Here is a 15,399-nt window from a genome sequence, read left to right as displayed (position 1 = left end):
AAAAAAACTATATAATAGAAAAAGAGAACGTTATAATAGGAAGGGGCTATGAAAACAGGTGGATAAACAGCAGTACGACACAATAAAATTGCAAATAAATCAAGAAAAAGAACATATTTTAAAAGAAGTGTATGAATTAACAGCTGAAAAAAGAAAAATAGAACAAAAAAAAGAATATGATTTATATGTTGTGAAATCGCGTAGTAAAGTCGTACAAACTGGGCAACGTATTATGGCTGGCATGCTTTCTTCACATACGTTTTCACCTGAAAGAATAGAAGAATGGAATCGAAAAATTAAAAAAACGGAAGGTTTTATTCAAAAAAATGAAAGCCTTTTAGAGCAAGTAAAAGAAAAAGAACGTGTCATTGATGAGATGTATCAAGAAAATTGCAAAAAGCTTGCGAAAGCACAAGAAAAGCTGGAAGAAAAAATGCTTCTGGATTTGAAAATGTGTATGAATGGATGAGGTGAATGTAGTGATACAGTCTGTATTACCGGTGCAACAAAGTTTACCTCCGCAAAAAGAAAAAGGGCTAGAAGTACAATCAAAAAATGAAGATTCTTCATTCGATCGTACGATGAGAATGGAAAATAAAAAACAGCCGCAAACGGAGAAAACGAAACGAGAAGAAGCACCAACAGAAGAGAAAAAAGATTATATTCTTTCTAAAAAATCGGTAACGAAAGAAGAGCCTATTGTAAAGAAAGAAGAAAAAAAAGAGACAGAACAGTTGTTATTAGCTGTATCTGAGCAAATGGTTGCAATTGAGCAATTACATGTGCAGCCGGAATTGTTATATCAATACATACAAAAAATACAAGAGCTATATAAAGAATATGGCAATATTAAACTTAATGAATTACCTGCAGCTGAATTACAACAATTACAAGAACTTCTTTCAAATATGAATATCAAAAATGCTATATGTTTAGAAGATACAATGCAAATGGTATTAGACAAAATGAAGATGCCAGAGCAAACGATGCAAGCATTGAAAGTTGTAGAAACAGAAACTTGTAATATTGCAAAGAAACAAGAAGAGTTTAAAGACGTAGATCTTCCGAAACTTGAGAGCGATGATGCAAAGGTAGAGTTGCCAGAGGTTGATGCATTAAATGATTCGAGCTCTGCAGGTGCAGAGTTATTAAATAAAACGACGAGTACCGAACAAATAGGGAAATCAAATAGTGGTGCTGAGAAAGTTTCATTACCTGACTTAGGAAAGAAAATGGAAGCGCAAGTAGAAGCGCTCCAAAAATTTGTAGTGAAACAAGAACGTGTTTTATTCCAGTTAAATCCAGAAAAACTTGGTACATTAACAGTGTTTATGAAAAAACACGGAGATCAAATTGACGTTCACGTAGAAATGGAAAAACACGATGCGAAAAAACGTGTTGAAATCATTTTTGATGAATTGAAATTAAAGTTAAAAGAAAAAGAAATAAACATTCAAATTAGTTATGCAGATAAAGATGAAAATCGTAAAGAACAGCGAGAACAAGAGCAAAGGCAAAAACAGAAATTAGCAAATACAAATCATGAAAAACAACAATCAACAGAATTTGCGGGATTATTGGAGGAATAAAGAGTGCCAACAGTTGGATTAAATACAACGAGTACAAATCATATTCCGTTACAAGCAGGAGCGCAAAAAAGTAATGTACCTGTTAATGGTGTACAATCGCCAGTGCAACAAAGTAATGGAGTTTCGGCAGGAGCGCAAAAGACTCCTGGGGTAATGGGGAAAGATGATTTCCTAAAATTGTTTTTATCAAGTTTTCAACATCAAGATCCATTTAATGCGATGGATATGAATCAAATGATGAATCAGACAGCACAGTTATCTCTTATGGAACAAGTACAGAATATGACGAAAGCAGTAGATAAGCTGCAATCAACGATGTATTCAACAGCACTTGATGGTGGAATGAAGTTTTTAGGTAAATATGTAAGAGGTGTTGACGGTGACGGAAACAAAGTAACCGGTCAAGTAGAAACGGTTCGCCTTGCGGAAAATAACGATGTACAGCTCGTTATTAATAATAAGGTTGTATCTCTTCGTTTCGTTGAGAGAGTGTCTGATAAACCGATTGGGGAAACGAACCCAGAAGACGCAAAGAAAGACGATCAAAAAGTAACTGAAGAAGTAAAAACTACAAATTCATAAGGAGTGTCCATACGTTATGATTAAAGCGTTATATACAAGTATTACAGGGATGAATGCAACACAAAATGCATTAAGTGTAACTTCAAATAATATTGCCAATGCACAAACAGTAGGTTATAAAAAACAAAAAGCAATGTTTGATGATTTACTATATAACAATTCGATTGGTGCAAAAGGTGACGGTAAATACGCAGGAACAAATCCGAAAAGTATTGGTAATGGTGTGAAAATGAGTGGTACAGTTACCGATTATAGTGATGGTACAATTACGTTAACAGGTGGCAAAACACAAGCCGCAATGGAAGGTAATGGTTTCTTCGTTGTAGGTGATTCAAAAGGCGGAAATATGGAATTTACTCGTAAAGGTACGTTTGGGATATCTTCAGATTACTATATTACGAATACTGAAGGTCAATATGTATTTGCATACCCTGCGAATGAGGCAACTGGTGAAGTTGATTTATCTGGAATTCCAGGACCGTTGCAAATTCCAATGGGAACAGCAATTGGTGGTATTCGAACATCGAAAGGGACAATTAAAGGTAATATTCCAACTGGTGAAAAACAAATTACACAAGATTTACCTGTATATGATAATGCGGGGAATACATGGACAATGCGTGTCGAGTTTAAACAAACGAGCGAACATAATTATACATATAAAGTACAAATGCGTAATGACTCGAAAAAAGAAACAGAGTTTAAGGATGTTCCAGGTGCAGGTGGTAATATGACATTTGATACTGTTGGAAATCCAAATCCGAAAGAGCAAGGGGCCAATATTCCATTTGATGGCGGCTCTATAAAATTAGACTTAAGTCATTTAACAAACCATCCAACAGATAAAACATTATCAGTAACAGACGTAGATGGTAGAGCAGCAGCGACGGTTAAAGATTGTTTCATTGCTGACGGTGGATATGTGATGGTAAAATATTCTGATGGAAGTATGAAATCAGCTGGTCAATTAGCTGTTGCGATGTTCCCGAACGAAGGCGGACTAATGAAAACAGGTAATGGTAACTATACAGCGACGAATACAACAGGTATTTTAGCTCTTGGTGCATCTGGTCAAAACGGTGCGGGTAAAGTACGCGGTGGTGCACAAGAAGGTGCCAATGTAGATTTATCTGTAGAATTCGTTGACTTAATGTTATACCAACGCGGATTCCAAGGAAATGCGAAAGTGATTAAAGTTTCAGATGAAGTATTAAATGAAGTTGTAAACTTAATTCGATAATATATCGTAAAGAAAAAATGTAATGGAGTAGAAAGGGTTTTTTATTCGTATGACAAGACAAGAGCGAATTTTACAATTGCCTTTTTTCGAAAATAAACGTGAACTTGCCGAGCAAGTATTAAAAATAGAACGAGAAGAGCATGTATATTTACCAGATCAATTTGAAATTAAGCAAGTGCCTCCATATTCATTTGGCGAAAAACAAGCAATCATTGGCCGCATCCATGAGTTTTATTTCATAAGTGTTGGTAGCGATAGCGTTTGGAAGTATCAACTGTTTAAGGATGAGATGAAGTGTCGTGAGTTTTTTGTTATGTTGCCAAATATTACGGATCAGCAGATAGCGTTTTGGTTTAATAACATAGAGTTATTGAAAGGTTCTTAAAAGCACTTTTTAGGTTTTGAGAGAGGACCTGGCGATGTTTTGGAGCGGTTAGTGCCTAATAGAGTCCCGACCGATGTGTAAGACCAGAGATATGTAGCGTTACTAGAGTAGTGTGGTAGTGTAAGAAGTGGTAATATAAAATAGCTTTAAGTTAATTTAAGGTAGTTGTAGTATACAATTAGACTGAATTTCTATAAAAGGAGAGGTGAGGAGGATGGCGCAAAATAAGTATCGCGTTACATTCATTTCGCCGAGTGAGGTTGAGCAGCGGACTGTAATGGCGGCGAATAGTTTGCCAGATTTAATTCGTAAAGTAGAAAGTATTATCGCAGATCCAAACGGTTATTTTGTAAATGATAAAAAAAATAATTGCTATTTTAAAGTGATTAAAGAAAATGTTACGTTTATTCAATATGAGTTACTATTTTCGGATAAGGAAATTCATATTGAAAAATTAAAACATATAGCACCGGTGGTATTAAAACGATTATTCGAAGAAATAAATGACCCGGAATTATATGCACTTGCGCTACTTGATGTTGATATAGCAACGAAAGAATATGTGCTAGCAGAAATGAATTCTGAGCTGAGAATAAGAGTAGAGACCGAGCTTTCGAAAAAATGGGAAGCAATGCCGACGGAAGTTGTAGGAGCACAAGAAGTGTTATTAGAGGCACTTGCTTCGTTTATACAAGATTAATTGTTTTTTTATAAAATGAATCGTTCGACTATCTATATTTTTTATATAGGTAGTTGACTTTTTCTCTTTTATAAAGCTTAATAATTAGATATACGGAATTAATGGAAGGGGAGCGACACCTTTATGTCACAAGCACAAAGTATTTTATTAGAAAGCGGAACAAATGAATTAGAGATTGTTACGTACACTGTTGGTGAAAACCTATTTAGTATTAATGTAATGAAAGTACGTGAAATCATTAATCCATTCCCTGTTACAACTGTGCCAGAATCTCATCATGCAGTTGAAGGTGTTGTTCAAGTACGTGGTGAAATTTTACCTGTTATTAACTTAGCAATGGCTCTTAATTTAAAGTCAACAAAGCCACTTGATCAAACGAAATTTATCATCTCAGAATTAAACCAAATGAAAGTTATTTTCCGCGTTGATGAAGTGCATCGTATTCAACGTATTTCATGGGAACAAATTGATGAACCAGCTTCATTATCTATGGGACTAGAAGAAACGACATCTGGTATTGTAAAACTAGATGGCAAAATCATCTTACTATTAGATTATGAAAAAATTGTATGTGAAATTAGCGGCACTGGTTATGACAATAAATCAATTGCAGGGTTAGAACAAAAAACAGATCGGGCTGAAAAAGTAATTTATATTGCAGAAGATTCAGCGATGCTTCGTCAAATATTAGAAGAAACATTATCATCAGCTGGATATACGAAAATGAACTTCTTCAGCAATGGTGCAGAAGCGTTAGCGCAAATTGAAAAATTAGCGAAAGAGCAAGGTGAAAAAATGTTTGAACATATTCACCTGCTAATTACGGATATTGAAATGCCAAAAATGGATGGACATCATTTAACAAAAGTAGTTAAGGATAGTGAAGTAATGAATCGTTTACCAGTCATTATTTTCTCTTCATTAATTACAAATGAATTATTCCATAAAGGTGAAGCTGTAGGAGCAAATGCTCAAGTAAGTAAGCCAGATATTCAAGAGCTAATTGGTTTAGTTGATAAGTTAGTGCTTTAAAAGCTTCTATTTAGCCAGAATAGAAGCTCTAGCTAAGTGGTGAGCAGTCAGTGCTTAATAGAGCCCTATGCGATGTTGAGACCAGACATATGGAGTGGTTATAGGTAAGTAGAAGAGCTGGCGTATAACATTTTTCTATTTAGTAGGAATAGGGGAACTACTTATGTAAGGAAGTTTTTAGTGATTAATAGAGTCTTATGCGATGTGAGTTCAGAGGTATGAAGTAGTTTTAGGTAAGAAGAAGTGAGACTTCGATTGAGGATCTGAAGACTGGATTTATAACTCTATTCTGTTAGAGAGGGGAAGGAATTAGCCAATGCTACATATGGCTAATTCCTTTTTAGTATTCTATACTTTAAGCTGGTAGAAAAATGAAAGGTTTCTTGGGTGTTTGTCGCTGTATGTGTGAATAATCTTTATTTAGAGATTTTTGATTTAAAAATATAAGCAAACGTATTTTCGATGGTTATTTTAGTAATATTTCGTGGTAACGCAAATTTTTTCGGTGAAAAAATATTCAAAATACCATATAATATAATTAAATGTAATTAATATGCAATTTTACATATTAATAAAAAACATTTTCCAAATTTTTATACTTTCTATACATTTTTGTATGTTAATTATTTGACAGATAATTTCGAACTGTTATAATATGGATATGTAAAAATTGCTATTTTCTTAAAAGACATGGGAGTCAGATGAGAATTGTGAAAGGATGAGGGGGAGTGGCACAGATTATGTATCACCACACAGCAATTAATGTATTAGGTCTTTTACAAAACATGTCAAATAATAAAATGAACGATATGCAACTAGAGGTGGAATTTAAAAAAATAGAAAAAGAATTCCAAGTAAAGTATGAAGAATTACTTGATTTACATAATAGAATGGTATTATTTCAAATAGATATAGAAAAAAATGGCGGAATGCGAGCGTACGAAAAATCAGCAATTACATGGCTGAAATCTGAACTAGAGCTACTGTATGAAGTGTATCAATTTTGTCAGCGTCACGGTTTAAACATTTTAAATATTTCAAAATACGTAAGTAAAAATGAACTAAATCTTTTTCCAAAAACAGAAAGTCAATTGCAAAATACGTATTATAAATTGAAAAAACGTGAAATACCGTTTGAAAATATTGAAAAACAAAAACCAGGACGAAAGCGAAAATATATACCAGTAAAAGAGACAATCGTTGCAAGAAAACAAGAAAACGAGTACGAATTAAAAGAAGAAATCCAGCATAAAGAGGATGAAAAAAATCTTGTAACAGTTATATCTGGTATCGTTGATAATTTTGAAACAATTAATCAATGTAGTGAAAGGAAAGAAGACGAACTACATCAGTTTATGGAAGGTATTTATAAGCTTTCTAGCATGGCAGCAGGGCGTTCTAGGGAAGCGAAGAATACACGTAGTCTAGAAGGTGAATTGCAGTCGTTACAACTAGAAAATGAAAGGTTAAAACGAGAGAAAGAAGAGCTTGTACAAGATATTAAAGGCATGACGCAGCTTTTAATTCATTTCATTACAAGTTCTGATATCGATCAAATTCGTAAATTACCAACTTTCGTACAAGATTGTAAAATGGAATTACATAAACTAGGGCTATATAATGCACAAGACGGTAAAATGAAAATTATGGTTGATCGTAGCGGACAAGTTATGACCGTAACACAGTAATAAAAATTGGGTACAAAATAAAAGGGAGATACATAGTTTATATGTATTTCCCTTTTATTTTGTATGGAATCGTTCCGAAGAAGGAAGATGAATTTTTACGATTGTAGTAGTTTAGAAACTATTTGCGGAATTTGATTTGCTTGTGAAACCATACTAAGGGCAACTTCAGTTAATAATTTGAACTTTAAAAAATCACTTATCTCCTGCGCCATGTCTGCATCTTCAACTTGAGATGCAGTATCTGTTAACTCCATACTTTGGCTATTTAAATTTTCAATATTGAACTGTAAACGATTTATCATAGAGCCAAGGTCGGCACGATGAAGTGATACATTTTGTAAAGCCTCTTCAATTTTAAGAATCGCCGCTCTTGCTTCTTGTTCTGTTGAAATCTTGATGTCATGTTGTGTAGGGGAAGGGGGAATATGTTTCGTCATATTTATTGTATGACCGATATCGTCTAATGTAATAGGGCGGTTTTGACCGTCAAATACGGATAAATCATTAAACTCAGTCGTCTCGCCAATATAGCCAATTTGTTCTGCTAAAGACTGAAACTCTTTATTCAGCGAATGACGGTTTTTATTTGAATTCGTACCGTTCGCAGATTGAACGGCTAAATCACGCATACACTGTAAAATATTTGTCACAGTTTGAAGGGCAGCTTCTGCCGTGCGAAGCATCGATATCGCATCCTCATTATTACGAATCGCCACGCGCATACCACTCGCTCTCGCATGCATACGAGTCACAATGGCAATATTAGTGGGATTATCCGAAGCGTTGTTCAACTTCGTACCAGTCGCCAAATGCTCCATTGCAACATTCATACGCTTCTCATTCTCATACAACGACTGCCTAGCATTCATACTTAAAACATTCGTACCAATACGCATAATAGACACTCCTTATAGATTGATATAGTTAGTGTTCTAAAGCTAATAAACGGTTATGAAAAGAAAAAGGGGCGTATGCTCACTATATCTTTTTGTTTTCATACACGGAACTAGGATAAAACAGGCCCTGACCGCTACTAAATATGATTAGAGCTTCTCTTTAAGTTAAAAAATCTTTCAATCTATCTATATAGAAAAAATAAACCTCTCCGCAAGCAGAGAGGTTTATTCAAGAAACTAGCTCAAATGGCTTATTGTAATAATTTAGAAACCATTTGTGGAGTTTGGTTTGCTTGAGAAAGCATGCTGATTCCAGCTTCGTTCAAGATTTTGAACTTAGTCATTTCAGACATTTCTTTCGCCATATCAGCGTCTTCGATTTGAGAAGCAGCTGAAGCCATAGAAGAAGATTGGCTCTTAAGGTTGTTTACGTTAAAGTCAAGACGGTTTAATGTAGCACCTAGAGTTGCGCGGTTAGATGCAATGTTTTTAAGTGCTGTATCGATAGACGCGATTGCACCAGAAGCATCAGCTTTAAGATCTGAAGTTTCAAGTTTTGTTAATTTAGCAAATTCTGCACCTAAATCATTTGCTGCAGCTTTTGATCCACCATCGTCTGCTTTATTGTAGATTTCTAATTTTGCTTCAATTTTCTTTACATCATCTGCAGACATGAAAGATTTAACTTTATCAAATTCTTCCATAGTAGCTTTTACTTTTGGATCAAGCGTCGCTTTAGTAGTCTCTGTTGCCTTTCCAAGATCATCAAATGATTTTGTAGTTGTCGCATATGTTGTTTTGTTAACTTTATCAGTTCCGATAGATAAAGTATCAAGTTTTAATTCTTTAGTGGATACATTAGATAAGTTAATGTTAATTTGTTTACTTGTATCAGCGTTATCTAATGTCTGAATTGCGATTTCTGTATTTGAACCATCTAATAATTTTTTGTCATTAAACTCAGTGTTTGTAGAAATATAATCGATTTGCTCTTTTAATGCGTCAAATTCTTTGTTTAATGCAGCTTGGTTTTCATTAGTATTTGTACCATTTGCAGATTGGTTTGCAAGGTCACGCATACGAAGTAAGATGTTAGATACTGAGTTCATTGCTGAATCAGCTGTACGGATTAATGAAATACCGTCTTGTGTGTTGTTAGCAGCAACACCTAATCCACTTTCACGAGCACGCATACGAGTTGCGATTGCAAGACCTGCTGCATCGTCAGAAGCGTTGTTGATACGTTTACCGCTTGATAAACGGTCCATAGCGTTGCTCATTTTTGCTTGGTTTTGGCGCATGTACTCTTGAGTACGCATGCTGTTAATGTTTGTATTAATTCTCATGTTAAGAAACCCCCATTTTTTTATATTGACTTTTCTGCAAATTGAAAAACGGTAATATGCGAAAAAATCAATTTCGAGATTTATTGTAATCCTTGCTACAACGGGTGTCAACTAAAAATTCGAATTAATAAATATAAAAAAATAACAGTTTAACAATATATTCTTTTTTTTATTACATAATTATTAAAAGGATTATTGCAAACTTTAAAAAAAAACTCTAATATTAGATTATCTTTGTTTACCGAAAAGGTGATATTATGATAGTTGGAAATATAGTAAAAGAAGTGCTTGCATATAAGAAAGGGCAAATTCAGCAAAAGCTAAGTAGTCCACAAGCATTCGTTAGTAGTCGTTTTCAAGAGAAGTTACAGAGTGAGCCTGCGAAGGAGACGAAGGCTACTACGCAGCCGGCAAACATAGAAGATATGAGTCAGCCGGTACAATCTACGAAAATAGAAGCGGTTGTTAATAAGCCGGTAGAAACTATTAATAAAGTAGATGAAGCGAGTAAGCCTGAAGAAAAGGCTGAAACGAAGAAAGCAGATGAAGTGCAAGTTGCGCAAAAAGAGTTTGAACGACGTTTCCCAGAAACGAAAAATGAGGCTGCTGATACGTGGGAATTAACGAAGAAGTATAATATTCAAAAAATACGTTCTTCTAATGAAGGGAAGTATGAGGATATTATTGATCGTGTAAGTCGTACATATGGAATTCCAAAAACGTTAATTCAAAAAATGATTGAAGTAGAGTCTAATTTTAATCCGAAAACGGTGTCACACGCAGGTGCGATGGGACTTATGCAGCTTATGCCAGCGAATGTGAAGGAGATGGGTGTGAAGAATCCCTTTTCACCAGCTGAAAGTATTGAAGGTGGCGTGAAAGAGTTAAGCGGTTATTTAAAGAAAAATAACGGCGACTTAGTATTGGCACTTGCTTCTTATAATGCTGGTCCTGGCAATGTGAGAAAGTACGGAGGCGTACCGCCATTTAAAGAAACGCAAGGATATATTAAAAAAATATTAAATATCGACGTTTCAAAATAAGAAGTTTCATATAGAGAGAACATGAAATTTTCGTGAACATGATATGGGAGTTGGCTAGATTTGAAATTACAAGATGATATTCCGTTAACAATTTATTTTGAAATCGGAAATACGAAAAAGAAAATTGAAGATCTGCTTCATATTACGAAAGGTACATTGTATCGTCTTGAAAATTCAACGAAAAATACGGTGCGTCTTATGCTTGAGAATGAAGAGATTGGAACCGGAAAGATTTTGACGAAGAATGGGAAGATGTACGTTGAAATCGTTGAATTGAAAAGGTAGGGAAGGGGATTGTCATGAGTGGCGAAAAATTAAGCCAAGAGCAAATTGATGCCCTGCTGAAGGCGGTAAATGAAGGCGAGGAAATGCCAGCTTTCGCACAAGAAGCAGGAAAGCAAGAGAAATTTCAAGAGTATGATTTTAATAGACCAGAGAAGTTCGGTGTTGAGCATTTACGTAGTTTGCAAGCGATTGCTTCTACGTTTGGAAAACAGACGTCACAGACGTTATCAGCGCGCATGCGTATTCCAATTGAACTAGAGCCTTCAACAGTTGAGCAAGTTCCATTTACGAGTGAGTATGTGGAGAAAATGCCGAAAGATTATTATTTATATTGCGTGATTGATCTCGGTTTACCAGAGCTTGGAGAAATTGTTATTGAGATTGATTTAGCATTCGTTATTTATATTCATGAATGTTGGCTTGGCGGAGATAGTAAGCGTAACTTTACGATGCGCAGACCGTTAACAGCGTTTGAGTTTTTAACGCTTGATAATATATTCTTGCTTCTTTGTAAAAATTTAGAGCAATCATTTGAAAGTGTTGTTGCGATTGAACCAAAATTTGTAACGACGGAAACAGATCCGAATGCATTAAAGATTACGACAGCGAGCGATATAATTTCATTACTTAACGTAAATATGAAAACAGATTTCTGGAATACGACGGTGCGTATCGGGATTCCGTTCTTATCTGTTGAAGAAATTATGGATAAGTTAACGTCTGAAAATATTGTCGAACATTCTTCGGACAAACGTAGGAAGTATACGTCTGAAGTGGAAGTGAAAGTAAATCAAGTGTACAAACCTGTTCACGTTGCAATTGGTGAGCAGAAAATGACAATGAGTGAGATTGAACAAATTGAAGAAGGCGATATTATTCCGCTTCATACGAAAGTTTCGGATGAATTACTTGGTTATGTAGATGGAAAGCATAAATTTAATTGTTTTATTGGAAAAGATGGAACGCGTAAGGCGCTCCTATTTAAAAGTTTTGTAGAGTAGGAGGATCCATATGAAGCATGAAGTATCTCCCGTGTCATTAATGGGATTAGAAGATTTTGCAGGAAAGCGGAATGAAGCAGGTAAAGCACATATTGATACTGTTTCAGATATTTCGATTGAACTTGGTGTAAAGCTTGGAAAGTCATCTATTACACTTGGTGATGTAAAGCAGTTAAAAGTTGGCGATGTTCTTGAAGTAGAGAAAAACTTAGGACATAAAGTAGATGTGTATTTAAGTAATATGAAAGTCGGCATCGGTGAAGCAATCGTAATGGACGAGAAATTCGGTATTATCATTTCTGAAATTGAAGCTGACAAGAAACAGGCGGCGCTTATGAAAGCGCAAAGTCAAATGCAAGATAAAGAGTAGAGGAGGAGTCATATGTCGTATATGACGACCTTATTTCAAGTCGTTTTACTGTTTGGTGCGCTCGGTTATGGTACATATTATATGACAAAAAAGACGCGCAAACAGCAGTTTTTTAAGCAGGGTGAAAATGGCCATATTCAAGTAAAAGACGGCGTGTATTTAAATCATCAAACGAGTGCCTTTTTATTTGAAGTGGACGGAAAGCAAGTGTTCACTGTTATTAGTAATAACGGTGTACAGTCTGTGCAATTAACCGGAACAGGAAATCAGTTTCAACAAGCACTAGAAGACGCGGTGAAGACTGAAACGAAAAAAGTAGAGGATCCATCATGAGAATAAAGAAACAGTTATTATTATTAGCCGTTATTTTCGTATTTTCTATCGTTTTTTCAATTATTTTTGTAAATCCAGCGTATGCGGCCCCGAACGGTTTTATTAATTTCGAAAATGGAAAAGAGTTTACGAGTAATTCAAGTGTACAACTATTTGCGCTCGTTACCCTTTTATCATTATCTTCTTCTATCGTTCTATTATTTACACATTTTACTTATTTTATGATCGTTCTTGGGATTACACGTCAAGGACTTGGGGTAATGAATTTACCACCAAACCAAGTGCTTGTTGGACTTGCATTATTTTTATCACTCTTTACGATGCAGCCTGTACTCGGGCAACTGAAGAGCGATGTGTGGGATCCGATGACGAAAGAGAAAATAACAGTAAGTCAAGCTGCGGAAACGACAGCTCCTATTATGAAAGAATATATGTCAAAGCATACGTATAAGCATGATTTGAAAATGATGCTGAAAGTACGCGGAGAAGAGTTGCCGAAAGATTTGAAAGATCTTTCCTTATTTACACTCGTACCATCCTTTACGTTAACGCAAATTCAAAAAGGTTTACTAACAGGGATGTTCATTTATTTAGCGTTTGTATTTATAGATTTGATTATTAGTACACTTTTAATGTACCTCGGGATGATGATGGTACCGCCGATGATTTTAAGTTTACCGTTTAAAATACTCGTTTTCGTATATTTAGGTGGATATACAAAAATTGTCGATATTATGTTTAAGACGGTCGCCTGAAGCGCTTGATGCTATGTGATAGGAGTCATATAAATGAATACGTCACCAATTATAGATATTTTCCAAACCTTTTTTTATAAAGGGGTTATGATTTTAATGCCGATTGCCGTTGTAAGTCTGATTGTCGTTATTATTATCGCGGTTATTATGGCGATGATGCAAATTCAAGAGCAAACGCTGACGTTTTTACCGAAAATGGCGAGTATTGTGCTCGTTATTATCATTTTAGGTCCGTGGATGTTCCAAGAGTTAACGATGCTTATTTTAGATTTATTTGATAAAATCCCATCGCTATTGCGTTCGTACTAAGATAGGTGAACTGAAATGAATATGGAATTATGGGCGGCGACGTTTTTTGCGTTTTGTCGCATTACTTCATTTTTATATTTTTTACCGTTTTTCTCAGGCCGATCCATTCCAGCGATGGCAAAGGTTACATTTGGACTTGCTCTTTCAATTACAGTGGCCGATCAAGTGGATGTCTCTCACATCAAGACAGTTTGGGACGTTGCAGCTTATGCAGCAACGCAAATTGTAATTGGTTTATCACTTTCAAAAATTGTAGAGATGCTGTGGAACATTCCGAAAATGGCAGGGCATATTTTAGACTTTGATATCGGTTTATCACAAGCAAGTTTGTTTGATGTAAATGCGGGCTCACAGTCTACTTTACTATCAACCATTTTTGATATATTTTTTCTCATTATTTTTATTTCACTTGGCGGCATTAACTATTTCGTTGCCACGATTTTAAAGTCGTTTCAATATACAGAGGCGATTTCAAAATTGTTGACGACTAGTTTTTTAGATAGTCTACTCGCAACGTTATTATTTGCGATCACATCAGCGGTTGAAATTGCTCTGCCGCTTATGGGAAGTTTATTCATCATTAACTTTGTTCTTATTTTAATTGCAAAAAATGCTCCACAATTAAACGTTTTTATGAATGCATACGTAATTAAAATTACATGTGGTATTTTGTTTATTGCGATGAGTGTACCGATGCTCGGTTATGTGTTTAAAAATATGACGGATGTATTACTTGAAGAGTATACGAAACTATTTAACTTTTTCTTAACGAAGTAGGGGGACGCGCATGGCAAAGGATAATAAAACAGAAAAGGCCACCCCGCAGAAGCGTAAAAAATCGCGTGAAGAAGGGAATATTGCCCGAAGTAAAGATTTAAATAATTTATTTTCCATTCTCGTATTAGCAGTTGTCGTTTACTTTTTCGGAGATTGGCTAGGGTTTGAGATTGCGAATTCCGTAGCGGTGCTGTTTGATCAAATTGGAAAAAATACAGATTCAACCGAGTATTTTTATTTAATGGGGATTTTATTACTGAAAGTATCGGCTCCGATATTAATACTCGTATATGCTTTTCATTTATTCAATTATATGATTCAAGTCGGCTTCCTATTTTCTTCTAAAGTCATTAAACCGAAAGCGTCACGTATTAATCCGAAAAACTATTTTACGAGATTGTTTAGTCGTAAAAGTTTAGTAGATATTTTGAAATCACTGTTTTATATGGGATTAATCGGTTACGTTTCGTACGTTCTCTTTAAAAAGAATTTAGAGAAAATCGTCAGTATGATTGGATTTAACTGGACAGCGTCACTTACTGAAATTATTAGCCAAATTAAATTTATCTTTTTAGCCATTTTAATTATTTTAATCGTTCTTTCTATTATTGATTTCATTTATCAAAAATGGGAGTACGAACAAGATATTAAGATGAAAAAAGAAGAAGTGAAACAAGAGCATAAAGATAATGAAGGGGACCCGCAAGTAAAGGGGAAACGAAAAAACTTTATGCATGCGATCTTGCAAGGGACAATCGCGAAGAAGATGGATGGTGCAACGTTTATTGTGAACAACCCGACGCATATTTCAGTGGTGCTTCGGTACAATAAACAAGTTGATGCGGCGCCTATTGTCGTTGCAAAAGGGGAAGATGAGCTCGCATTATATATACGAACGCTTGCCCGTGAACATGAAATACCAATGGTGGAAAACCGTCCGCTTGCTCGTTCTTTATATTATCAAGTCGAGGAAGATGAGACAATTCCTGAAGATTTATACGTAGCTGTAATTGAAGTTATGCGCTATTTAATTCAGACGAATGAACTTGAAGTATAATAGCGCGTTTG

The 15,399-nt window shown here is 35.1% G+C and carries 19 protein-coding genes; 17 read left to right on the top strand and 2 right to left on the bottom strand.

The window, feature by feature from the left end; translation table 11 throughout:
* The first annotated feature begins 58 nt into the window (after positions 1-58).
* From DN400_RS06765 to DN400_RS06730, 8 genes are all read left to right on the top strand, one after another.
* Entirely contained in the window at positions 59-469 is a 411-nt protein-coding gene (locus DN400_RS06765) for a hypothetical protein (RefSeq protein ID WP_000360860.1), read from the top strand.
* 10 nt (positions 470-479) lie between these two features.
* Positions 480-1,589, top strand: coding sequence for a flagellar hook-length control protein FliK (locus tag DN400_RS06760; RefSeq protein ID WP_137073348.1), 1,110 nt, complete (start codon positions 480-482; stop codon positions 1,587-1,589).
* A gap of 3 nt (positions 1,590-1,592) precedes the next feature.
* The gene (locus tag DN400_RS06755) at positions 1,593-2,171 is read left to right on the top strand and encodes a flagellar hook assembly protein FlgD (protein ID WP_001143462.1); all 579 of its coding nucleotides are present in this window, start codon (positions 1,593-1,595) and stop codon (positions 2,169-2,171) included.
* Between the two features lie 16 nt (positions 2,172-2,187).
* Positions 2,188-3,411, top strand: a complete 1,224-nt coding sequence (locus DN400_RS06750; protein WP_147801586.1) for a flagellar hook protein FlgE — start codon at positions 2,188-2,190, stop codon at positions 3,409-3,411.
* 49 nt (positions 3,412-3,460) lie between these two features.
* On the top strand, positions 3,461-3,796 hold the full coding sequence (locus tag DN400_RS06745) for a DUF3964 family protein (RefSeq protein WP_000198166.1): 336 nt from the start codon (positions 3,461-3,463) through the stop codon (positions 3,794-3,796).
* Between the two features lie 214 nt (positions 3,797-4,010).
* The gene (locus tag DN400_RS06740) at positions 4,011-4,496 is read left to right on the top strand and encodes a hypothetical protein (RefSeq protein ID WP_000068299.1); all 486 of its coding nucleotides are present in this window, start codon (positions 4,011-4,013) and stop codon (positions 4,494-4,496) included.
* A gap of 123 nt (positions 4,497-4,619) precedes the next feature.
* On the top strand, positions 4,620-5,528 hold the full coding sequence (locus tag DN400_RS06735) for a chemotaxis protein (protein WP_000075943.1): 909 nt from the start codon (positions 4,620-4,622) through the stop codon (positions 5,526-5,528).
* 740 nt (positions 5,529-6,268) lie between these two features.
* A complete protein-coding gene (locus tag DN400_RS06730) occupies positions 6,269-7,216 on the top strand; it encodes a DNA-binding domain-containing protein (protein ID WP_000274679.1) in 948 nt (315 codons plus the stop codon).
* A 95-nt stretch (positions 7,217-7,311) separates the two neighbouring features.
* Here DN400_RS06730 and DN400_RS06725 read toward each other — a convergent pair whose 3' ends face one another.
* Together DN400_RS06725 and DN400_RS06720 are read right to left on the bottom strand one after the other, a co-directional pair.
* Positions 7,312-8,112: a flagellin N-terminal helical domain-containing protein gene (locus DN400_RS06725; protein ID WP_147801585.1), complete on the bottom strand. Its 801-nt coding sequence runs from the start codon at positions 8,110-8,112 to the stop codon at positions 7,312-7,314.
* Positions 8,113-8,363: 251 nt separating this feature from the next.
* Complete coding sequence (locus tag DN400_RS06720) at positions 8,364-9,458, bottom strand: flagellin N-terminal helical domain-containing protein (protein ID WP_016513058.1); 1,095 nt, start codon at positions 9,456-9,458, stop codon at positions 8,364-8,366.
* A gap of 257 nt (positions 9,459-9,715) precedes the next feature.
* Here DN400_RS06720 and DN400_RS06715 point away from each other — a divergent pair, with 257 nt between their 5' ends.
* The 9 genes from DN400_RS06715 to flhB are packed head-to-tail and all read left to right on the top strand — an operon-like array spanning position 9,716 to position 15,388.
* Positions 9,716-10,501 carry a lytic transglycosylase domain-containing protein gene (locus tag DN400_RS06715; RefSeq protein ID WP_098447242.1) on the top strand — a complete coding sequence of 262 codons (786 nt, stop codon included), beginning with the start codon at positions 9,716-9,718 and terminating at the stop codon, positions 10,499-10,501.
* 60 nt (positions 10,502-10,561) lie between these two features.
* Positions 10,562-10,786, top strand: coding sequence for a flagellar motor switch protein FliN (locus DN400_RS06710; protein WP_000775712.1), 225 nt, complete (start codon positions 10,562-10,564; stop codon positions 10,784-10,786).
* A gap of 14 nt (positions 10,787-10,800) precedes the next feature.
* On the top strand, positions 10,801-11,787 hold the full coding sequence (fliM, locus tag DN400_RS06705) for a flagellar motor switch protein FliM (protein WP_000012361.1): 987 nt from the start codon (positions 10,801-10,803) through the stop codon (positions 11,785-11,787).
* A 10-nt stretch (positions 11,788-11,797) separates the two neighbouring features.
* Complete coding sequence (fliN, locus tag DN400_RS06700) at positions 11,798-12,157, top strand: flagellar motor switch protein FliN (RefSeq protein WP_000680010.1); 360 nt, start codon at positions 11,798-11,800, stop codon at positions 12,155-12,157.
* A 12-nt stretch (positions 12,158-12,169) separates the two neighbouring features.
* Positions 12,170-12,490: a flagellar motor switch protein FliN gene (locus DN400_RS06695; protein WP_147801584.1), complete on the top strand. Its 321-nt coding sequence runs from the start codon at positions 12,170-12,172 to the stop codon at positions 12,488-12,490.
* On the top strand, positions 12,487-13,245 hold the full coding sequence (locus DN400_RS06690) for a flagellar type III secretion system pore protein FliP (RefSeq protein ID WP_065228575.1): 759 nt from the start codon (positions 12,487-12,489) through the stop codon (positions 13,243-13,245). Before DN400_RS06695 ends, DN400_RS06690 begins: the two co-directional genes overlap by 4 nt.
* Before the next feature lie 33 nt (positions 13,246-13,278).
* Positions 13,279-13,554, top strand: a complete 276-nt coding sequence (locus DN400_RS06685) for a flagellar biosynthetic protein FliQ (protein ID WP_001098080.1) — start codon at positions 13,279-13,281, stop codon at positions 13,552-13,554.
* Positions 13,555-13,569: 15 nt separating this feature from the next.
* Entirely contained in the window at positions 13,570-14,331 is a 762-nt protein-coding gene (locus DN400_RS06680) for a flagellar biosynthetic protein FliR (protein WP_001055695.1), read from the top strand.
* Positions 14,332-14,341: 10 nt separating this feature from the next.
* Positions 14,342-15,388: a flagellar type III secretion system protein FlhB gene (gene flhB / locus DN400_RS06675; RefSeq protein ID WP_065228577.1), complete on the top strand. Its 1,047-nt coding sequence runs from the start codon at positions 14,342-14,344 to the stop codon at positions 15,386-15,388.
* Positions 15,389-15,399: the final 11 nt, after the last annotated feature.

The sequence above is a fragment of the Bacillus sp. AR8-1 genome (assembly GCF_008042345.1).
GTDB classification, from domain to species: domain Bacteria; phylum Bacillota; class Bacilli; order Bacillales; family Bacillaceae_G; genus Bacillus_A; species Bacillus_A cereus.
This window is presented reverse-complemented; position numbering and strand designations above follow the sequence as displayed.